The following is a 20,733-nucleotide window of genomic DNA, read 5'->3' on the forward strand; positions in this document are numbered from 1 at the left end:
GAGACGCCACGAGCCGGTGTCCCGATTTTCGCGGTTAGACTTGCCGGGACAGTTGGCGGAAACCCATCAGGTGCCGACGCGGCACACGAGAATCAGAGGTGTTGAAGTGACGGATGCGGTGCAGATCGGCGACATTGTCGTCGGTGACGGTCACCCGACCTACGTGATCGCGGAGATCGGCCTGAACCACAACGGTTCGGTCGAGATCGCGAAGAAGCTCATCGACGTCGCCGTCGAGGCGGGCGCCCAGGCGGTCAAGTTCCAGAAGCGCACGCCGGACATCGCGACGCCCGAGCACATGAAGTCGACCCCGCGCGAGACGCCCTGGGGCACCATGACGTACCTCGAGTACCGCTACAAGGTCGAGTTCGAGCAGGCCGAGTACGCGGAGATCGACGCGTACTGCAAGGAGAAGGGCGTCGTCTGGTACGCCTCCCCGTGGGACGAGCCGAGCGTCGACTTCCTCGAGTCGATGGACACCGTCGCGTACAAGATCGCCTCGGCCTCGGTCACGGACCTGGGCATGCTGCGCAAGATCGCCGCGACGGGCAAGCCCGTCATCCTGTCGACCGGCATGTCGACCATCGAGCAGATCGACACCGCGGTGGAGACCCTGGGCAAGGAGAACCTCATCATCCTCCACGCCACGTCGACCTACCCGCTGCCCCCGGAGGAGGCCAACCTCCGCATGATCCAGACCCTCAAGGACCGCTACGGCGTGCCCGTGGGCTACTCGGGTCACGAGCCGGGCCTGCAGATCTCGATCGCCGCCGTCGCGCTCGGCGCCGTGGCCGTGGAGCGTCACATCACGCTCGACCGCACCATGTGGGGCTCGGACCACGCCGCGTCGCTGGAGCCCAAGGGCTTCATCAACCTGTGCCGCGACATCCGCATCATCGAGCAGGCCATGGGTGACGGCGTCAAGAAGGTGTTCCCCGGCGAGCTCGCCCCGCTGAGCAAGCTCCGCCGCGTCGACGGCTGACGCACACCCCAGGTCCACGTCACGATGAAGGGCGGTCCTCGCGCGCTCGCCGCGCGCGTGCTTCGCGGCGTCCCGGGCATCCGGGCCGCGATACCCGACCCGTCTGCGCGTACCGGCGCCCACCACCGTGAGGAGAGCTCACGGTGGTGGGACGCCCTCGCGGAGGCCAGCGCCACCGCGGCCGAGCACACCTACTCGCGCTCGCTGCAGTCCCGCCGCCTGCTGCGCTCGGTGAACGCGCTCGCGGGCGCGCTCGCGCTCCGAGCGGGCCGCGAGGGAGTCGCCGCGGGCACCGAGCCGCTGGTGCGGTCCGGCGCCTCCAAGGAGAAGCGGGCCGCCCTCGACCTCGCGCGCGATGCGCGGGTGGCGGGCGAGACCGACCTCGCCATCCTCGTCGCAGGCGAGGTGACGCGCACGGACCCGGGTTCGCGCGTGGCGTGGAGCTACCTTGCCGCCGCGCTTCACGCCGATGGGCTCCTCACCGAGGCCGCCGTCGCGCGCGGCCACGACGACCCGGACGCCGGGGCTCGCGTCGCGACGGCGCTCGCAGCGCTCGACGGTGCCGTCGGCGCCGCCGCGCCCGACCTCGACCTGCCGCCGGCGCCGCCACGGCCCGAGGCCACCGTGGTCCGCGCCGCGCAGGCGATCGAGACGCGGACCCTGCTCGGGCTTCCCGGCGCGTGCGACGCCCTCGATGTCGCGCGGGCGCACCGCGAGCTCGCCGTCGCGGAGCAGGAGCTCCGCTGGAGCGACGCCGATGTGCTCGCCCTCGAGGTCATGGAGATCGCGGAGCTCCGCGACCACCTCGCCGGGCGCGCGATCCACGCGGTGCTCGACGGCGCCGAGCCGCCCGTCCCCGCCCCGGACGGTGCCGCCCGCGCCCTCGTCGTCTTCGACGACCGCCGGTTCGAGCCCTCGGACGGCGTCGACGGCGCCGCGCCCGTGATCAGGGTGACGGGCGCGACCGCACGCTCCGGCTGGGACACCCCCGCCGATGCGCGGTGGGTGGTGTCCGCCAACGACGACGAGTGGCACGCCGCGATCGCCGAGTCCGTCGTCCCGGGCGCCCAGCCCCGCCTCGTCGGCGTCGGTCTGCGGGCGCCCCTCGCCGTCGCCCTGCACGGTCGCACCGACGGGTCGGTCGCGTACGCCGTCATCCGCGCGCTCGACGCGCTTCGGTTGGGCGAGTCGCTCACCGTGACGCTCCCGGCCGACGAGGCGACCGTGCCCGCCGACCTCGCGGAGTGGCTGCACGAGGCCGGAACGACGAAGGACCGGACGGTCCGCCTGGAGAGGAACCGATGACCGCCGCCTTCGTCCTCACCGGCAGCCGTGAGTACCTCCCCGGGCTCGAGGTGGCGCTGGCATCGCTCGTCAGGGCCAACCCGTCCGTCGACGCGGACGTCGTGGTGCTCCACGACGACCTCGAGCCGGCCGACCTCGACCGCCTGGGCCTGTTCCACCCACGGATCCGCGCGACGCGGCTGCCCGAGGCGGACACCATGCGTCTCTCCACCTACGCCGCCCACACGCATCGCGCCGAGCACGTCATGGCGTCGCTCGCGGCGGCGCAGCTCGACGACTACGACCGGGTGGTCGTGCTCGACGCCGACGTCCTGGTGCTGGGCGACCTCGCCGATCTCCTCACCGCCGCCGGACCCTATGCCGCCGTGATGCGCGGCCGGGACCAGGCGCATCCGCGACGCGGGGTGCTGGTGCTCGCCCCGCGCGAGATCTCGGACGAGCAGCGTCGCGCCCTGCAGGACGTCCGCGCCAGCGGAGCCTACGCGCATGTCGACGAGGACGCCGGAGTGCTCGCGGCCGTGCTGGGCGCCCCCGGCGAGCAGCTGCCGGAGATGTACAACCTCGACAAGCGCCGCGTCACCCCCGAGGGCCTGACGCGCGGCGAGGCACGCATCGTCCACTACTCGGGGCGGTTCAAGCCCTGGCACGGCGGCGAGCACGGCTTCGACGACACCGAGGCGCTGTGGTCCGCGGCCGCCCTGCACCCGCTCGCCCACTGGCGGATCCTGCGCGACGACCCGCGCAGCAGCGTCGAGCTGCGCGCCTTCGCCGAGAGCCGGGCACGGGACTACGCGCTCATCGAGGACGCCGACCTCGCGGACCTCGCCGCCGGCCTCAAGGCGGCGCGCACCGACGGCGACTTCGAGCGCGCCTTCCAGATGGCGCGCGCCGCGGCGCTCGCGACCGCGGAGACCGATGCGCAGACCGCGCTCGACCTCGGCGTCGCCGCCGTCGCGACCTCGCGTCCCGAGATCGCGCGGATCGCGCTCACCATCGCCCAGGGCGACCCCACCGTCAGCGCACGTGCCTCGACGGTCCTGTCCCAGCTCGAATGGACCTACCGCGAGTACGATGCCGCCGCCGCGGCGGCGCTCGCGGCGATGCGCGCACGCCCCGCCGACATCCAGGCGCGCCGCCGCCTCGAGCGGGTCGAGCGCACCCGGCTCGAGGACGGCGCGATCCCTGCAGGCCAGGGCCCGGCGATCGGCCACGTCGCGTTCTACGTCGACAGCGACGGCAACTACGGAGACGTGCTGCTGCCCGTCGCGGTGCGAGCGAGCATCGAGGACGGCATCGGCGCCGTCCGCTGGGCGACCATGCACGCGCATCAGGTCTTCGACGTCGAGCGCGCGCGCTGGGCCAACGAGCACCTCGACGCGATCGTCGTGGGCGGCGGCGGGCTGTTCCTGCCGGATACCGCGCCGAACGGCAACTCCGGCTGGCAGTGGAACGTCACCGACGAGGCGCTCGAGGCCCTCACGATCCCGCTCGTGGTCTACACGGTCGGCTACAACATCTTCCCCGGGCAGCAGTTCCACGGCACCCGCTTCGCGGAGTCCGTGCGTGCCCTCGTGTCGAACGCCGCGTTCGTGGGTCTGCGCAACCACGGCTCGGTCGCGGCGGTGCGCGAGGTGGTGGGCGAGACGCTCGCCGCCAAGGTCGAGTACCTGCCCTGCGTGACGACCGTGTACGGCCAGCTCGCCGGCATCGAGCCGCAGGGCCAGGCGTCCGGCCTGCCCGTCGTGCTGCTCAACGTCGCGTACGACCGGCAGGCGCGCCGCTTCGGCGACCGCTACGCGGACTTCGTCGCGAGCCTGGCGGCGTTCGTCCGCGCGCTGGACGGCCGCGCCGAGGTGCGGTGCCTGGCGCACACCCGCGAGGACGAGCGCATCGTCGCCGACCTGCGGCGCCAGGAAGGCGTCGACATCGGCACGGACGCGGTCTACGGAGCGGGCAGCGACGACGCGCTCGCCACGATCGGCCGTGCCGCCGTGGTGGTCGGCATGCGAGGCCACGCGTCGATGATCCCGTTCGGCATCGGCGTGCCCATCGTCAGCCTCATCTCGCACGCGAAGCTGCGCTACTTCCTCGAGGACATCGGCCACCTCGAGTGGGGTGTCGACGTCGACGACCCGGACCTGGCGGCGCGCCTCATCGAGGTCGTCGGCGCCATGCTCGACGATCCCGCACGCTTCCGCGCCGAGGTGGTCGAGGCGCAGGCACGCCTGCGCGAGGTGGTCGACGGCGCGAACGCGCGGATCGGCGCGGCGATCGCATGAGCAGGAGCAAGGCCGGGACGCAGGCTCCCGCACGGGTGGTCATCGGGCGCTTCCACGACGGCTCCGCGACGCCGAACTGGGGAGGTCGCGCCACCAGCATGGCGCTCGCCGGGCTCGTCGCGCGCAGCGCAGGGGTGCCCGACGTGGTGCCGCTCAACGGCACCTTCAACACGGTGCCCTTCGAGCACGGCTCCGTGCCCCCGCTCCCGCGCTCCGACGACCCGTCGATCCGCTTCCGCGCCGTACGCGACACGGCCGCCGCGATCATCGCCTCGCCGCTCGACGGCCCTCAGCGTGAGCTCCTCGACACGCTCGCGGGCGCGGACGAGCTGTGGATGAACGGCGAGGGCGACCCGATCCTCGCGCGCAAGCGCACCACCCTCGCACGCACCCTCCTCATCATGGAGATCGCGCTGCAGCTGGGCATCCGGGTGCGCATGCTCAACTCGATCCTGAGCATCCCGCCCGGCATGGAGCAGGCGCACCCGGTGGTCGTCGCCGCGCTCCGCGACGTGCTGAGCCGCTGCGACTCCGTGGTCTACAGGGACCCCGAGAGCCTCGAGCTCCACGGCTCCCTGTTCCCGGGCATCGCGGCCGACTGGGTGCCCGACGCGCTGTTCGCGTGGGCGGAGGTCCCGGTGCAGCCCCGCGTGCCGTTCGGCCCGGACTCCGAGGGCCTGAGCCCCGCGACCGCGCGGTTCCTCGCGGATCCCGCGCCGTACATCGCCGTGTCGGGCGCGTCGGGGCCGCGCGCCGCGGACGAGGACCGCATCGCCGCGCTCGAGCTGCTGGTGCGCGGGTTGAGGTCGGAGGGGTTCCGCGTGCTGCTCGTCGCGACCGACCGGATCGACGACTGGCTGGCCACCGCGCTCCACCTCGAGGGGACCGCCTACATCGACCCCGGCGTCCCGCTGGCCACGGGCCGCGCCGCGCTCGCAGGCGCCAGCGCCTTCGTGTCCGGGCGCTACCACCCGTCGATCCTGGCGTACGGCGCGGGGGTGCCGTGCGTCCTCATGAGCTCGAACTCGCACAAGACCCGCAGCCTGCAGCGCGTCATGGCGGTCGACGCGCGCGAGCATCCGGCCTTCGGCAAGGGGGACGTCTCCGCGCTCGTCGCCGACGCGGTCGCGGCGGGGCGGTCCTCGGCCCGCGCCCGCCGTGCCCTCCGCCGCCGGGCCCGGGCCAACGCCGAGGCGGTGGCGACGCGATTCGCCGCGCTCGGGCGCGCCGGGGCCTGAGGGCCGTCGCGGACCCTCGACACACCGAGGACGGACGGAACCCGGCGGTGCGCCCACCGCTTAGCCTTGGGCGGTGCGTTCTCACCACTCCCGACCCCTCGTCCTGGCGGTCGCGCCCGCGGCGCTCGTCCTGGCGCTCGCGGCCTGCACCGGCTCCGACGAGCCCGCACCGACCGCGTCGGCCACCGTCCCCGCGCCGTCCGTGACGCCGTCGGCCGAGACCTCGGCGACCACCGCGCCGTCGGCCTCGGCGTCGGCCGTGCCCGAGCCCTCGGTCACGGCGACCGCGAGCCCGCAGGAAGTCGCCGGCGACGTGCTGACCGGTTCCACCCCGAACGACTTCGGCACCGTCGACCCCGAGGAGGTGTTCGCGCAGACCTATGGCGGGCTCGGGGAGGCCGACGGCGTCTCCGTCGAGCACACGGTCGGCACCACCGACGGCGGTGCGCCCCTCCTCGTCGTGGAGATGGCGCCCCTCGAGGGCATGGGCGGGGACACCATCCTCACCTTCTTCGCGCTGTGGGACGATGCGGTGGTCCAGGGCACCGTGACGGGCGAGGGCGGCATCACGGATGCGCAGCGCGACGACCTCGAGTCGGCGGCCGCCGCGGCGGTGCACCCGTGACCGCGCGCACCCTCCAGCGCGGAGCGCTCGCGCTCGGCGCCGCGCTCCTCGCGGCGATCGGCGTGCTCGTCGCGTCGCCCTCGGCCCAGGCGCTCGACGGCGACGACTTCAAGGCCGGCATGATCATCACCGACGCGCTGTTCTTCGACGGCACGGCGCTCGGCTCCGCCGCCATCGACAGCTTCATCGCGGCCAAGAACCCCGGCTGCGCGGCCGGCGCCACCTGCCTCGAGAACTACCGGGAGCGCATCACCGCCAAGGCGAAGACCGACCGTTGCGACGCGATCACTGCGCAGAGCAACGCCACCGCGGGCGAGATCATCGCGGCGGTCGGCAAGGCCTGCGACATCTCGCCCAAGGCGATCCTCACCATCCTGCAGAAGGAGCAGTCGCTCGTCACCTCGACGGCGCCGTCCTCACGCGCCTTCGCCTACGCGATGGGCGCGGGCTGCCCCGACGACGGCGGCTGCAACACCCCCTACCAGGGCCTCTACCAGCAGGTGTACTACGGCGCCTCGCTGCTCAAGGGCTACACGCTGCCCACCTCCTCGCACTACGGCCGATACGCGGCAGGCCAGACGAGCGCCATCCAGTACAACGTGCCGACCAGCTGCGGCACCAAGGACGTCTACGTCGAGAACCAGGCCACGCACGCGCTGTACGTCTACACCCCGTACACGCCCAACCAGGCGGCGCTGAACAACCTCTACGGCACCGGCAACAGCTGCTCCGCGTACGGCAACCGCAACTTCTGGCGGATGTACAACGACTGGTTCGGATCGACCACCGCCGGCCAGTCGCTGGTCAAGACCGCCACCTCGAACACGGTCTACCTGCTCACCACGGACGGCCGCTGGGCGCTCACGGGTCCCGTCAAGGCGAAGGACCTCGCCGCCCTCGGCACCGTGGCCACGGTGAGCAAGGGGTACCTCACCTCGTACACGAACCGCGGCAAGATGCCGCGCTACGTCTACGACACGGGCCTCGACGAGGTCTGGGTGCTCTACGGGCGCGAACGCCACAAGGTCGGCGGCTGCGGCTCCAAGCTGGTCAACGGGCTCGGCGTCGACTGCGCCGACCTCCCGCAGATGGATCACGGCGAGATGCTGCGCCTCACAACGGGCACCCGCCTCACGCCGCTGCTCACCACGGGAGCGGGAGCCCAGTACTACGTCAACCGCGCCGGACGGCACGCGATCTCGAGCGCCGCGGCCCCCGCGGACAGCGGTGAGACGGTCTCCGCCGAGGCCGTCACCGTCCCGGCCTCCATCCTTAAGGACGCGACGCGCCGGAACGTCATGGTGGCCGATGGCGAGGCCCTCACCGACGGCTCCGAGGTGGTCTACCGCGCCGGCGCGAGCCTCGGGCGCGTGAGCGGCCTCCTCTGGAGCCAGGCAGGCCTCGCGGCCTTCCTGCCGAGCCCCGTGACGGTCGCCGCCGCGGACCTCAAGATCCCGGCCGCGGCCACCTCGCTCTCCGGCTTCGTCCGTGCAGCCGCCTCCGACGACACCTTCATGCTCACCACGTCGGGGCTCATCGACGTGGGCGGCTCCGCCCCCGAGGGATCCGTCACGGTGCTCGACGACGCGCTGATCGCGTCGCTGCCGATCGTGTCCACCGGGATGCCGTCCTTCCTCACCGACGTCGGCACGAAGACGACCTACCTCGTCGACGAGACGGGCGCACGCGCGCTCCCCGCGGGTGTGAAGGTGCGCGAGACCGCGAACTCGCTCGGGTTGGACCGCACCGTCGTGGCGGTGCCGTCCGAGGTGATCGAGGACCTCGGGCTCGGACCCGCGCTGCTCCGGCCCGGCCGCGTGGTCAAGGACGCCGACACCGGCCAGCGCTGGCTCATCGACGGCGCGGCCACGCGGTGGCGGGTCTACGCGCGCCAGGCCAAGGAGCTCAAGGTCGGATCGATCGAGACCGTCGACGCCGCGCGGCTCGCGCTGTACACGCCGGCCTCGAGCAAGGCGACCATCGGCGTCAGCTGCCTGCGCGAGCAGTTCATCATCGCCGGAGGCAAGCGCTACCCGGTCTCCGCGACGCACGCGGCCGAGTACGAGCCGGTGGTGCCGCTGAGCAGCGTCGAGTGGTCCACCTGCCGCGCGATCCCGTCGGCCGGCACCCAGGGCGGCCGCGTGCTGCTGTCGCCGAGCGGCGCGCGCTTCCTCGTGACGGACGGCACCGTCCACCGCCTGAAGGCCTCGCAGAAGGCCTCGGGCATGGGGGTGCCGATCCCGGTGTTCTGGACCACCCTGGACGAGTTCCCCCGGAGCTGATCGCGGGGCGAGGACGAAGGGGAGGCTGCCGGTCAGGCGCCTCCCCTTCGTCGCGTCACGCGCGTGCCGCTGCCCGCTTCCGTGCGGCCTGCGAGACGGCGCGCGCCGCACGGATGATCCCCGCCGCTGCCGCCACCGCGTCGTCGGCGCTCACGACCTCGACCGCGTCCGGGTCGCCGTGCCCGCGGTCGCCGGCAGGCGGGGACGCGGGCACCGCGAGCCCCGCCTCGGCGAGCAGCGCGGCCATGCGCGCGTCGTGGAGGCGTGCCTGCTCCGCGACCTCCGGCGGAAGCGCCGGGAGGGAGCCGTGCTCGGGCGCGCGTGCGGTGAGCGACGACACCAGGCCGTTCGCCACGAGCCGCTTGCGGTCGGCCTCCTGCCCGTGCCCCTCGATGGCGGCGTTGAACCCGCGCAGGATGGCCGCCTGCTCCACGGACAGCAACGCGACACCTGGCGTGCCGTGCGCGAGGCCCGCGACGGCGCCCGCCGGGGCGCCCAGGGCCGCCTCGAGCGCGTGGCACGCCGCGGCCAGTGCGGCGTTGTCGTCCGCCGTCACGACGGCGGGAGCGTCGGAGCGGGCCGCGAGGGCCTGCAGCATCGTGGCGCGCTCCTGCCACCAGGCATCGTCCCGAGCGAGGCTCAGGCCGGCCGCGAACTCCGCCCAGGTCTGCGCGCCCCCGTCGATCAGGTGGGACTGGTAGAGGCGCCACGCGGTCGTCGCGGCGGGCTCGACCGCGACCACGGCCGGCCCGTCGCGCAGGTCGCGGCCCGGCTTGAGGCGCGTCAGCGCGTGACCCTCGGCGGCGCTGTGGAGGCGCGTGCGCGCCGCCTTCGCGACCCGGCCGAGACCGGCGCTGCCGCTGAACGCGAGCGGCACCGCCTGGGCGTCGGAGGCGAGCGGCTCGCCGATCCCCTCGACCCGGGGTGCGCGCACCACGGGACGCATCGCATCGTCGCTGGCGAACGGTGCCTCGGTGGCTCGCCGGAAGCCGCCGGCGAGGCCGTCGATCACCATCGAGAGGGGGAACTCCGTGGGCTGGGCGTACGGCTCGTCCGCGCCGGTGCGGGCCTCGGCCGAGAGCACGTCGAGGTCGCCGAGCACCGTCGCCCGCGACGCCTTGACCGAGCGCGCCAGCGCGCGGCCGGCCTCCTGCGCGGCGTCGAGGGCCCACGCGGGGAGGGTCGCGGGGCGGCCCTTGGTGCCCGTGCCGCGCTTCATCCCGTTGCCCATGCCCTGCTGGACCAGCTGGACGCGCTCGAAGCTGGTGAGGTGCTGACGCGTGGCCGCTCCCGTGAGCCGGGTGAACTCGCTCTGCGTGAAGGACAGCGACGTGTTGCTCGAGAACTGCCGGAGGGTGCCCTGGTCGAGCCCGAGGAGCTCCTCCATCTCGGCGAACACGCTGGTGCGGTCCTCCGGGTCGGGGATGAGGACCGTGATGTTCTTCGCCCCGACCAGCTTCTTCCACCGGGTCATGAGCGTGTAGCCGTCGTCGCCTCGCATCGACATGAGGGGACGCAGGTCGAGCTTCGCGGGATCCCGCAGCACCTCCCGCAGCCAGTCCTCGAACGGCTCCTGATGCCCCGCGGAGGCACCCTGCTGCCACGACGACGGCAGCAGCTGCGGGATCGAGCGCAGGGTGATGAGGATGCGGACATCGTCGCCCAGGTGCGAGAGCACCTTCCGGGCCTCGGTGATGTCGATCTCCGCGAGCAGCTCCGAGCTCAGCACCACCTGTGTCACGCCCGGCGCGGAGGCATCACGCTTGAGCCGCTCGAGCAGGTCGAGGGAGTCGCCCGTGGGGTTCCACGCGCCGTGCCGGCGCCCCATGAGCTGCACGGCGAGGTGGTGGTGGTTGATGCGGCCGTCGAGCTCCGGGTAGAGGATGCCCGCCTTGCGCAGCTTCCTGCGCGACTTGGCCAGGCCGTTCTGCACGGCGGTGGTCGCCGACTTGGGGATGCCGATGTGCAGCAGGACGGGTGCGGGGAAGTCCTCGCGACGCGACCGACCCCACGCGGGCAGCAGGGCCCTCACGTGGTGCCCTTGGCACGGGAGGCGCGCACCTTGCGAAGGTACTGGTAGGTCGGCTGTGCCGCGCTCGCGGGCACGCGCTCGAGCGCGCCGCGCGCCATGCGCGAGACCGCCGACTTCAGCTGCGCGCCGGGCAGCCCGAGCCGGTTGATGCGGCCCTGCGTGAAGTAGCGTGCGCGGTCCTCGGGAGAGACCTGCTCGAGGTACGCGACCGCCTCGTCCCTGCGACCGCTCAGCGTCTCGGGCTGCATCACGAACGCGACGGCGACGGTGAGCCTGCGGAGCCTCTCGAGCAGGTCCTCCTCGCCGCGGTGGCGGGAGCGGAAGTCGATGATCGTCAGCGGGATGCGGTTGCTGTTCTCGTAGGTCGTGAGCGAACGGAACATCACCTCGGTCCCGACGCAGCGTGTCGGGAGGTCGAAGATCCGCTCGGCGGTGGCGAGCGCCGTGGAGAACCCCGCGACCACGCCCACGAGGTCGTGGGTGACCATGACCGCCTCGGCGGAGAGCCGCGGGTCGACCAGCTCGATCTCGAGACCCGACCTCTGCGCCGCCTCGACGAGGGCGGCGGTGTTGGTCGAGGGCGCGGACGGGTGGGGCTTGAAGAGGACCCGTGTCGCGCCGAGCTCATGCGCGGCCTCGAACATCTTCACCTGCATCGCCGACTCCTGCGCGGGCGTGATGAGGCGGAGCGCTGCGAGGTACTGGCCGAGCACGAGCGCGGTGGGCGCCGGGTCCGCGACCCGCGGCAGCTGCGCGGCGTCGCACACCTCGCCCATGAGCGCGCGGAAGTGCTGGGGGGCGACCGGGTGATAGTCGATCCCGTGCTCGGACAGCAGGAGGGGATCGAGGCCCTCCACCAGGTCGAGGTAGACCATGCCGGTGATCCGCTGCCCGAACGCGTGCGACTGCGGGTCCCGCGTGGGTCCGTAGCTCATGAGGCCCTCGGACAGGATGGTGATGCGGGAGCTGTGGAAGACGCGCGCCAGCGTGGCCGCCGGCGGGACGTGCACGGACTCGAGCACGAGCTCGACCTCGGCGTCGCCGAGGTCCCAGTACCCGCGCATCAGGCGCTCCTGCATCGGCACGTCGATCGCGAAGACCTTCCAATGGGACGGCCGCTGCGGCGCCAGCAGGGCGCCCAGGTCGACCACCCTGTCGAAGCGCGACAGGATCGCGTCTGCGCCGGGGGTGTCCGCGAGCGAGGTGACCACCTCGGGGATGGGGGCGTTGTTGGAGATGACGAGCACGCGCTCGTCGGCCTCGCCGAGGAGTCCGGCATCGATCGCGGCGGCGGCCGATGCCGCGCCGAACAGGGTCGTGACGGCGGTGAGCTGGATCATGCGGAGGCCTTCTCCTTGAGCACGGGCAGGATGGCCGGGCCGAGCTGCGAGCGGCGGGCCATCCCGATGGCCTCCCATTCCTTCGCGAGCGGCTCGCGGTCGAGCGTCGTGGCGAACTCGCGGATCGATGCGCGCAGCAGTCGACGGTCCGCGTGGCTCATGCCCCTGTCGCGGGCGACGTGGTGAGCCGCGATCGCGAGGAACTGACGGATGACCTTGGCCTCGAAGACCCGGTCCTCGTCGCGTGCCATCACCAGGTCGCGCACGAGCGCGAAGCCGTCGATGAAGGCGAGCTGGCGCCTGTCGAAGACCTGGGTGAGCGACGTGCCCACGTCGCGGCGGTAGACGATCCATGGCGCGTCCACCACGGCGACGGTGGCGTCCGACAGCGCGAGGCGCCAGATCGCGACGCGATCCTCGAAGCTGTGCAGGCCCTCGTCGTACGCGAGCCGGCCGTCGTCGACCAGGCGCCGGTGGAAGATGCCCGCCCACGGGAACGGGTAGTCGACCAGGGAGGCATGGTTGGTCGGCAGGATCGCGTCGCGTGCGGCGATCGGCACGTCGCGGCGGCCCTCGGGCGCACGGTGGATCTCGCGAGGCTGGCCCGTCTCGAAGGCGCGCACGTGGTCCGTGCGCACGAAGTCGACGCCGAGCTCGTCGCACCGCGCCATGAGGTGGTCGAGCCGGCCGGGCGCCATCCAGTCGTCGGCGTCGAGGAAGGCGATGTACTCGCGGTCCGCGGCCTTGAGGCCCTGCACGCGTGCCGTTCCCACGCTCTGCGGGCTCTCGTTGCGCAGGATCACCATCTCACCCAGGCGGTCGCCGAACTCCCGTGCGATGTCCCCGGTGCGGTCCGTCGAGCCGTCGTCGATGATGACGACCTGCATGCGCGCCGGGTCGGAGACCTGACGTTCGAGGGACTGCAGCGCCGTGCCGATGAAGTCGGCGCCGTTGTGGACGGGGATGATGACCGATACGGACCGGTCGAACGGCATGGGCCCTCCTGTGGGGTGGACGTCGAGGCGTGATCCCCTTCGCCCGCGGCCGCGAGCGCCTGGGGCGCCCATAGGCACCCGGTTCATCTGGGCGCAGGGAACGTCCCGCAGGTCATGCGGGCGGGTTGTCCCAACCATAACTCACGGCACGAACGAGCAGCGCATCGGGCGGGCGCACCGGTGGGCACCGCCTACCCTGTGGGGATGACGCTCTCCCCGGCTCGTCCCCGCCACAGCGCCGCGCGCACCCGCGCCCGGGTCCCGATGCGGCTCGACATCCAGGGGCTGCGCGCGCTCGCGGTGGTTCTCGTCGTGGTCTACCACCTGTGGCCGTGGCGGCTGTCGGGCGGGTACGTCGGCGTCGATGTGTTCTTCGTCATCTCGGGCTTCCTCATCACGTCGCACCTGGTGCGCGAGGCCCAGGCGACGGGCGGCGTCCGCCTGGGCGCCTTCTGGGCGCGGCGGGCCCGCCGCCTGCTCCCGGCCTCCCTGGTGGTGCTGGGTGCGACCCTCGCCGCGGTGTGGGCCTGGGTCCCACGCGCCCTGTGGGAGCCGTTCACGCGGGAGGTGATCGCCTCCGCGGCCTATGTCGAGAACTGGGTGCTCGCGTCCAAGGCCGTCGACTATCTGGCCGCGGACGATGCGCCATCGCCCGTGCAGCACTACTGGTCCCTGGCCGCGGAGGAGCAGTTCTACCTGGTGTGGCCCCTGATCGTCGTGGCGGCCCTCGTGGCGGCACGGGCCGGTCGCGGCAGGTTCGCACCCCGACGCGCGATCGCGGCGGCCGTGCTCGCCGTGACCGTCGCATCGTTCGTGGCGTCGGTGGCGTGGACGGCGGCCAGCCCCGCCCAGGCGTACTTCATCACCCCGACGCGCGCGTGGGAGTTCGGCGTCGGCGCGCTCCTCGCGTTCGCCTCTGCCGCACGGGCACCGGGCTGGGTGAGGGCTGCGGCGGCATGGACGGGGCTCGCGGCGATCGTCGCGGCGGCGGTCGCGTTCGACGCGCCGACGCCGTTCCCTGGGAGCTGGGCGCTGGTGCCGGTCCTCGGCACGGCGCTGGTGCTGTGGGCGGACGGCGATGCGGTGCGGGGCACGCCGGGGCGTCTGTGGCGCAACCGCGCGGTGCGTGCCACGGGCGAGCTCTCCTACTCCATCTACCTGTGGCACTGGGTCGCGATCGTCATCGTGCCGTACGCGATCGGTCGCGAGATGGTCGCGATCGACAAGCTCGCGCTGCTCGGCGGTGTGGCAGCCGCCTCGTACCTGACGTGGAGGTGGGTCGAGTCGCCCGTGCGGCGCATGCCGGCGCTCGCCGAGGCACCCGCGCGCCGCACGTTCGCGGCGGTGGTCGTGGGTATGGTGCTCGTGATCGGCCCCGCCGCATGGATGGCGGTCACGGTCGAGAGGGACGTCGCGGCGAGCCTCGCCGAGTCCGAGCGACTCGCGGCGGCCGCGGCGATCGCGGGCGATCCGGCGGCCGTGCGTGACGACGAGGACGTCGCGGGGGACGATGCGGCGGTCGACGAGCTGCCGGCCGACGAGCCCGTGGAGGAGCCGGTCTGCCTGGGCGCCGCGACGGTGGATCCCGAGGGCGCGTGCGCGCCGACGCTTCCCGAGGACCAGGTGGTGCCCCTGCCCGCGGCCGCGAAGGCGGACTCTCCCGAGGACTGCCTGGGGAAGAAGGGCAGCCGCGACTTCGACCTGTGCGAGTTCGGGGTCCCGCGCGAGGAGGCGACCGAGACGGTCGCCCTCATCGGCGACTCCCACGCCTACCACTGGCTTCCCGCGCTCGAGGCGCTTGCCGAGCGGAACGGGTGGCACGGCATCGTCATGGCGCGAGCCTCCTGCCCGTTCGTGGCGGAGGACCGCAACCTCGAGGAGCGCATCATCTCCACCTGCGCCACGTTCAACGAGCGCGTGAGCGCCGAGCTCGCGGAGCGCGAGGACGTGACGGTGGTGGTGATGGCGGCGCTCGCGAAGACCCGCTTCGCGGCGCCGGAGGGGGCGGACGCCTGGGGCTTCGCGGTCGACGCTCACGCGACGGCGATCGAGGGCCTGCCGGACCACGTCACGGACGTCTACGTGATGCGGGACTCGCCCCGGCCTCGCGAGGACAACGTGGAGTGCGTCGAACGCGAGCTGGGATCCCGCTCGGCGGACGGGGCGGGCCGGGCGTGCGGGACGCCTCGCGACGTCTCCGTCGAGGACGATGCGCTGGCAGCCGCGGCGCAGGCGGGCGACCGGGCCGCCGTCGTCGACCTCACGGACCTGTACTGCGACGCCGACACCTGCGTGCCGGTGGTGGGCAACGTGCTCGTCTACGCCGACCAGGGCCACCTCACGCGCACGTGGGTGAACAGCACCGTGCCTCAGCTCGAGCGGCTCATGCCCGCCTTCTCGGCGCGGACGTGACGGCGACGGGCCCGCGGCCCGTCAGATGACGTAGCTGGACTCGGGCTGGATGGCGGCGCGGAGGATCGCCTCGGCGGCGTCCTCGACGGTCTCGGTGCCGTCCTCGGCGACCACGATGTCCGCGTCGAGCGGTGTCTCGTAGGGGTCGGAGATGCCGGTGAACTCCTTGATCTCGCCGGCGCGGGCCTTGGCGTAGAGGCCCTTGCGGTCGCGTGCCTCGCAGACCTCGAGGGGGGTGGCGACGTGGACGAGCATGAAGCGGCCGTGCTCCTCGGCCATGGCGCGCATCTCGGCGCGCATCGTGGCGTAGGGCGCGATGGGGGCGCAGACGGCGATGCCGCCGTGCGCGGCGAGCTGAGAGGCGACCCAGCCGATGCGGCGGACGTTGAGCTCGCGGTCGGCGCGGGAGAAGCCCAGGCCCGAGGACAGCATCGCGCGGACCTCGTCGCCGTCGAGCAGGGTGACGCGCTGGTGGCTCTCGGCGCGCAGGCGGCGGGTGAGCTGGCGGGCGATGGTGGACTTGCCGGAGCCGGACAGGCCCGACAGCAGGATGACCATGCCGGCGCCGCGGGCGCGGCCGGTGTGGCGGCGGGTGGCGACGGTGGAGGCGAAGACGACCTCGGTGAGGTGGGTGAGGAGCTCGTCCGTCGCGGCGGCGTCGAGGTGGGCGGCCGCGGGGCGGGGCAGGACGCGGACCTCACGGTCGGCGCGGCGGGCGGCCGTGACGGCGCGGCTGAGCGCCTCGACGTCGCCGTGGTCGACCAGCACGATGTCGTCGTCGCGGTCGGAGACGTCGTTGCCCAGGGCGAGGGTGGCGTGGTCGAGCATCGGCAGCGACGCGCGCGGTCGGATCTCCGCGAACGATGCGGCCGCGGGCTCGCGCAGCATCGTGACGTCGCCCGCGACCCAGGTGCCGGCGCCGGTGGTGTGGGAGCCGGTGACGTCGACGCGGGCGACGGGGGTGGCCTCGGTGTCGAGGAGCTCGATCGCGGCCGGCACGGCGATGTCGCCGACGAGGAGCGTGGCGACGTGGGTGTCGCCGCCGGGCAGCTCGTAGCGCAGCTCCGCTCCGTACGCGCCGGCGCGCATGAGCTCGAGCTCGTTGAGCTGGCGGGGGGTGAGGCGGAGCTCGAGCACGTCAGCTCTCCTTGTCGTGGGCGGGGTCCTTGGGGGGTACGACCGCGGGGGTGTCCTTGGCGGCCTGCGCGGCGGCCTTGGCGCGCTTGTCCTGCCAGATGAAGAAGTGGAAGCCGAGCTGGTGGCGGATGAGGCCCCAGGCGAGGGTGCCGCCGATGAGTGCGGCGCCGAGGGCGGCGAGGGTGAGCTCGTTGGACACGCCGAGCATCTTCAGGCCGGAGATCAGCAGCACCATGGCCAGGGCGCGGCGCACGAGCCCGCCGGACACGCGGCTGGAGAGGTGGGCGCCGATGTAGGTGCCGGGGATGGAGCCGATGATGACGGGGATGGTGACGGTCCAGTCGACGTCGCCGAACATGAGGTGGGCGATGGCGGCGGACACGACGAGGGGCACGGCCTGGACGAGGTCGGTGCCGACGAGCTGGGAGGCCTTGAGCGCGGGGTAGAGGGCCATCAGCGCGATGATGATGAGGGAGCCCGAGCCCACCGAGGTGAGGCCGACCATGACGCCGCCGATGATCCCGACGATGATGGTGGGGACGGGGCGGGGGACGACGTCGGGGCGGTCCTTGGGCAGCGGGGGTGCGGAGCCGTCGCGGGAGCGGGCGCGTTCGCGTAGGCGCAGGTAGGCGCGCAGGAGAAGGCCCGCGGAGGCGATGATGAGGGCGATGCCGAGGGCGCCCTTGGTGAACTTCTCGATGGTCTCGACGTCGCCGATGGCGTGCTGGACGAGGACGCCGAGGAACGCGGCGGGCACGGAGCCGTAGACCAGCAGGCGGACGAGCTGCCAGTTGACGGTCTTGTTGCGGATGTGGACCCAGGAGCCGAAGGGCTTCATCGCGGCCGCCGCGACGATGTCGGATGACACCGCGACGGGGGCGGGGATGCCGAAGAACAGCACGAGGGTGGGCGTCATGAGGGCGCCGCCGCCCATGCCGGTCAGGCCGACCACCACGCCGATGGCGGCGGCGGCCGCGATGAGTCCTACGTCCATCTAGTGCTCGCGGACCACGCCTGCGCCGACGGTGCGGTTGGTCGCCTCGTCGATGAGGATGAACGATCCGGTGGTGCGGTTGTCGGCGTAGTCGTCGACCAGCAGGGGGCTGGTGACGCGCAGCTTGACCCGTCCGATGGAGTTCAGGTTCAGCTCGGTGGCGTCGGTGTTGCGGTGCAGCGTGTTGACGTCGAGCTCGTAGGCGATGTCCTTGACCATGGCGCGGGCCATGCGGGTGGTGTGCAGGATCCCGAGCTTGCGGCCAGGGGTCAGGGCGTCGGCGTCCATCCAGCAGATGGTCGCGTCGAGGTCCTGGGTGGGCTCGGGGTGGTTGCCCACGCGGCAGATCACGTCGCCGCGGGAGACGTCGATCTCGTCCTCGAGGCGCAGCGTGACGGACATGGGCGGCTGGGCGACCTCGAGGGGTCCGCCCGGGCCGTCGATCGCGGCGACCTTGCTGGTCATGCCCGAGGGCAGGGCCAGGACCTCGTCGCCGACGCGGATGGTGCCCGAGGCGACCTGCCCGGCGAAGCCGCGGTAGTCGTGGACCTCGTTGCGCATGGGCCGGATGACGTACTGCACGGGGAAGCGCACGTCCTGCAGGTTGCGGTCCGAGGCGATGTGGACGTGCTCGAGGTGGTGCATCAGCGACGCACCGCCGTACCAGGGCATGTTCACCGAGCGGTCCACGACGTTGTCGCCCAGCAGCGCCGACAGCGGGATCGCGGTCAGGTCGGGCACGTCGAGCTTCGCGGAGAACTCCGTGAACTCGTCGTAGATCTCGTTGAAGCGCTCCTCGGACCAGCCCACCAGGTCCATCTTGTTGACCGCGAGGACCACGTGGGGCACGCGCAGCAGCGACGACAGGGTCGCGTGACGACGCGACTGCTCCGTCATGCCCTTGCGGGCGTCGACCAGGATGATCGCGAGGTCCGCGGTGGAGGCACCGGTGACCATGTTGCGCGTGTACTGCTGGTGGCCGGGCGTGTCCGCGATGATGAACTTGCGCTTCGGGGTCGCGAAGTAGCGGTAGGCGACATCGATGGTGATGCCCTGCTCACGCTCGGCACGCAGACCATCGGTCAGCAGCGCCAGGTCGGTGTACTCCGTGCCCCGGGCCTTGGAGGCCATCTCGACCGCGTCGAGCTGGTCCTCGAAGATCGACTTGCTGTCGTACAGCAGACGGCCGATGAGGGTGGACTTGCCGTCGTCGACCGAACCCGCGGTCGCGAAACGGAGAAGATCCATCAGAAGTACCCTTCCTTCTTGCGGTCCTCCATCGCGGCCTCCGACACCCGGTCGTCGCCGCGCGTGGCACCGCGCTCAGTAAGCCTTGTCGCCGCGGTCTCCGCGATGATCTTGTCGATCGTGTCCGCGTCCGACAGCACCGCCGCCGTCAACGTCGCGTCGCCGACGGTGCGGTACCGCACCGTGCGCCGCTCGATCATCTCGCCCTCACGAGGCGTGCAGAACTCGTTGGCCGCCATCCACATGCCGTCACGGTGGAACACGTCACGCTCGTGCGCCATGTAGATCGACGGCACCTCGATGCCGCGGGAGTTGATGTAGTCCCAGATGTCCAGCTCGGTCCAGTTGCTCAGCGGGAACACACGGATCGACTCGCCCATGTGCACCCGGCCGTTGTACAGGCTCCACAGCTCGGGACGCTGGTTGCGCGGATCCCACTGGCCGAACTCGTCACGGAACGAGAACACCCGCTCCTTCGCACGGGCCTTCTCCTCGTCGCGACGCGCACCACCCATGGCCGCGTCGAAACGGTTCTTCTCGATCGTGTCCAGCAGCACCGGCGTCTGGATACGGTTGCGCGAGCCGTTGGGCTCCTCCCGCACCGTGCCCTTGTCGATGGCCTCCTGCACCGACCCCACCACCAGGTTCAGGCCATGCTCGGCCACGATCCGGTCGCGATAGTCGATGACCTCAGGGAAGTTGTGGCCCGTGTCGATGTGCACCACCGGCATCGGCAGCCGCGCCGGCGCGAACGCCTTCAAAGCGATATGCAGCAGGACGATCGAGTCCTTGCCACCCGAGAACAGCAGAGCCGGACGCTCCATCTGCGCGACGACCTCGCGCACGATGTGAATAGCCTCCGCCTCCAGCGCATCCAGCTGGCTGAACGTGGTTGCCGTCATCTAAAGGTCTCCGTCGGTGTAGTCCGAGATCGCCGCGAGGATCCGCGGCGCGAGGTCCGGACGGCACACGACCAGGTCCGGAAGGTAAGGGTCCGAGCCATTGTAGACGAGCGCACTGCCGTCGATACGAGAGGTGTGCAGGCCCGCGGCACGCGCGAACGCGACCGGCGCTGCGGAGTCCCACTCGTACTGGCCGCCCGCGTGGACGTACGCGTCCACCTGGCCGCGGGCCACGGCGGCGATCTTCACGCCCGCCGATCCCATCGGCATGAGCTCGGCGTCCAGGGCGGCGCGCACCGGCTCGGTCACGGCCGGCGGGCGCGACCGCGACACCGCCAGGCGCAGCGGCGCCGACTCGTCGCGGGCGGGCACCTCGGGGGTGTCCGCCGACGACAGCACGAGGTCCTCGCCCGGGATCGCGACGACGCCCAGCGTCAGCTCGCCCTTCTCCCACAGCGCCACGTGCACCGCCCAGTCCGCGCGGCCCTCGGAGAACTCCCGGGTGCCGTCGAGGGGGTCGATGATCCACACGCGGTCCGCGCTCAGCCGCACGGCGGAGTCCTTGGCCTCCTCGCTCAGCACCGCGTCGTGAGGACGGTGCTCGGCCAGCAGCGCCGCCAGCACCTCCTGGGCCGCGGCATCGCCGGCGTTGCCCAGCTCCTTGCCCTCCAGGCCCGACTCGCGGCGCACCCGCAGCAGCTCCGCCCCCGCGGCCCGCGCGAGCAGCGCGGCGAGCTCCGCGTCGGCGACGTCCTGGTGTGCCATGCATTGCCTCCTGATCGTGCGCGCCCCTGGCGGGACGCGCGTCGGCCCCACGCTACAGGCTGGCGCCTCGGGGGTGCGTGCGAGCCAACGTCGCGGACCCGGCGGGGGTTCCCGGGCGGCCTCGAGGGGCGGCGCGGCGCGCATCGTCCGGCGGCCCGGTTGATAACCTACGGTTCCGTAGCCTACGCTGGCGTAGG

15 protein-coding genes are annotated in these 20,733 nt (G+C 72.5%); 7 read left to right on the forward strand and 8 right to left on the reverse strand.

What is annotated here, in order from left to right; translation table 11 throughout:
• Positions 1-106: 106 nt before the first annotated feature.
• The 6 genes from QQX09_RS04710 (at position 107) to QQX09_RS04735 (ending at position 8,711) form a co-directional block, all read left to right on the forward strand.
• Positions 107-982, forward strand: coding sequence for an N-acetylneuraminate synthase family protein (locus QQX09_RS04710; RefSeq protein ID WP_301131610.1), 876 nt, complete (start codon positions 107-109; stop codon positions 980-982).
• A 24-nt stretch (positions 983-1,006) separates the two neighbouring features.
• Positions 1,007-2,287, forward strand: coding sequence for a hypothetical protein (locus tag QQX09_RS04715; RefSeq protein ID WP_301131611.1), 1,281 nt, complete (start codon positions 1,007-1,009; stop codon positions 2,285-2,287).
• Entirely contained in the window at positions 2,284-4,566 is a 2,283-nt protein-coding gene (locus tag QQX09_RS04720; protein ID WP_301131612.1) for a glycosyltransferase, read from the forward strand. Before QQX09_RS04715 ends, QQX09_RS04720 begins: the two co-directional genes overlap by 4 nt.
• A complete protein-coding gene (locus QQX09_RS04725) occupies positions 4,563-5,804 on the forward strand; it encodes a polysaccharide pyruvyl transferase family protein (protein ID WP_301131613.1) in 1,242 nt (413 codons plus the stop codon). Before QQX09_RS04720 ends, QQX09_RS04725 begins: the two co-directional genes overlap by 4 nt.
• 73 nt (positions 5,805-5,877) lie before the next feature.
• Positions 5,878-6,429, forward strand: coding sequence for a hypothetical protein (locus QQX09_RS04730; RefSeq protein WP_301131614.1), 552 nt, complete (start codon positions 5,878-5,880; stop codon positions 6,427-6,429).
• Entirely contained in the window at positions 6,426-8,711 is a 2,286-nt protein-coding gene (locus QQX09_RS04735; protein WP_301131615.1) for a hypothetical protein, read from the forward strand. The genes QQX09_RS04730 and QQX09_RS04735 overlap by 4 nt, the downstream gene beginning before the upstream one ends.
• A gap of 55 nt (positions 8,712-8,766) precedes the next feature.
• Here QQX09_RS04735 and QQX09_RS04740 read toward each other — a convergent pair whose 3' ends face one another.
• Genes QQX09_RS04740 through QQX09_RS04750 form a run of 3 tightly spaced genes read right to left on the reverse strand, consistent with a single transcriptional unit; the run spans position 8,767 to position 13,078 of the window.
• The gene (locus tag QQX09_RS04740; RefSeq protein ID WP_301131616.1) at positions 8,767-10,743 is read right to left on the reverse strand and encodes a hypothetical protein; all 1,977 of its coding nucleotides are present in this window, start codon (positions 10,741-10,743) and stop codon (positions 8,767-8,769) included.
• Entirely contained in the window at positions 10,740-12,083 is a 1,344-nt protein-coding gene (locus QQX09_RS04745) for a polysialyltransferase family glycosyltransferase (protein ID WP_301131617.1), read from the reverse strand. The genes QQX09_RS04740 and QQX09_RS04745 overlap by 4 nt, the downstream gene beginning before the upstream one ends.
• The gene (locus QQX09_RS04750) at positions 12,080-13,078 is read right to left on the reverse strand and encodes a glycosyltransferase family 2 protein (RefSeq protein WP_301131618.1); all 999 of its coding nucleotides are present in this window, start codon (positions 13,076-13,078) and stop codon (positions 12,080-12,082) included. Before QQX09_RS04750 ends, QQX09_RS04745 begins: the two co-directional genes overlap by 4 nt.
• 204 nt (positions 13,079-13,282) lie before the next feature.
• Here QQX09_RS04750 and QQX09_RS04755 point away from each other — a divergent pair, with 204 nt between their 5' ends.
• Positions 13,283-15,490, forward strand: coding sequence for an acyltransferase family protein (locus QQX09_RS04755; RefSeq protein WP_301131619.1), 2,208 nt, complete (start codon positions 13,283-13,285; stop codon positions 15,488-15,490).
• 21 nt (positions 15,491-15,511) lie between these two features.
• Here QQX09_RS04755 and cysC read toward each other — a convergent pair whose 3' ends face one another.
• The 5 genes from cysC to QQX09_RS04780 are packed head-to-tail and all read right to left on the reverse strand — an operon-like array spanning position 15,512 to position 20,536.
• Positions 15,512-16,627 (reverse strand): adenylyl-sulfate kinase, encoded by a 1,116-nt coding sequence (gene cysC / locus QQX09_RS04760; protein ID WP_301131620.1) that lies wholly within the window; start codon positions 16,625-16,627, stop codon positions 15,512-15,514.
• Between the two features lies 1 nt (position 16,628).
• Positions 16,629-17,621, reverse strand: coding sequence for a sulfite exporter TauE/SafE family protein (locus tag QQX09_RS04765; protein ID WP_301131621.1), 993 nt, complete (start codon positions 17,619-17,621; stop codon positions 16,629-16,631).
• Positions 17,622-18,869: a sulfate adenylyltransferase subunit 1 gene (locus QQX09_RS04770; RefSeq protein WP_301131622.1), complete on the reverse strand. Its 1,248-nt coding sequence runs from the start codon at positions 18,867-18,869 to the stop codon at positions 17,622-17,624. It abuts the gene before it with no gap.
• The gene (gene cysD, locus QQX09_RS04775; protein ID WP_301131623.1) at positions 18,869-19,771 is read right to left on the reverse strand and encodes a sulfate adenylyltransferase subunit CysD; all 903 of its coding nucleotides are present in this window, start codon (positions 19,769-19,771) and stop codon (positions 18,869-18,871) included. Before cysD ends, QQX09_RS04770 begins: the two co-directional genes overlap by 1 nt.
• On the reverse strand, positions 19,772-20,536 hold the full coding sequence (locus QQX09_RS04780; protein WP_301131624.1) for a 3'(2'),5'-bisphosphate nucleotidase CysQ: 765 nt from the start codon (positions 20,534-20,536) through the stop codon (positions 19,772-19,774).
• Positions 20,537-20,733: the final 197 nt, after the last annotated feature.

The organism is Demequina litoralis, assembly GCF_030418455.1.
GTDB classification, from domain to species: Bacteria; Actinomycetota; Actinomycetes; order Actinomycetales; family Demequinaceae; genus Demequina; species Demequina litoralis.

Excerpts from the sequence above, each read along its gene's own strand:
- QQX09_RS04715 (WP_301131611.1), top strand. The coding sequence starts at position 1,007 with ATGAAGGGCGGTCCTCGCGCGCTCGCCGCGCGCGTGCTTCGCGGCGTC.
- QQX09_RS04720 (WP_301131612.1), top strand. The coding sequence starts at position 2,284 with ATGACCGCCGCCTTCGTCCTCACCGGCAGCCGTGAGTACCTCCCCGGG.
- QQX09_RS04725 (WP_301131613.1), top strand. The coding sequence starts at position 4,563 with ATGAGCAGGAGCAAGGCCGGGACGCAGGCTCCCGCACGGGTGGTCATC.
- QQX09_RS04745 (WP_301131617.1), bottom strand. The coding sequence starts at position 12,083 with ATGATCCAGCTCACCGCCGTCACGACCCTGTTCGGCGCGGCATCGGCC.
- QQX09_RS04750 (WP_301131618.1), bottom strand. The coding sequence starts at position 13,078 with ATGCCGTTCGACCGGTCCGTATCGGTCATCATCCCCGTCCACAACGGC.
- QQX09_RS04755 (WP_301131619.1), top strand. The coding sequence starts at position 13,283 with ATGACGCTCTCCCCGGCTCGTCCCCGCCACAGCGCCGCGCGCACCCGC.
- QQX09_RS04765 (WP_301131621.1), bottom strand. The coding sequence starts at position 17,621 with ATGGACGTAGGACTCATCGCGGCCGCCGCCGCCATCGGCGTGGTGGTC.
- QQX09_RS04770 (WP_301131622.1), bottom strand. The coding sequence starts at position 18,869 with ATGGATCTTCTCCGTTTCGCGACCGCGGGTTCGGTCGACGACGGCAAG.
- cysD (WP_301131623.1), bottom strand. The coding sequence starts at position 19,771 with ATGACGGCAACCACGTTCAGCCAGCTGGATGCGCTGGAGGCGGAGGCT.
- QQX09_RS04780 (WP_301131624.1), bottom strand. The coding sequence starts at position 20,536 with ATGGCACACCAGGACGTCGCCGACGCGGAGCTCGCCGCGCTGCTCGCG.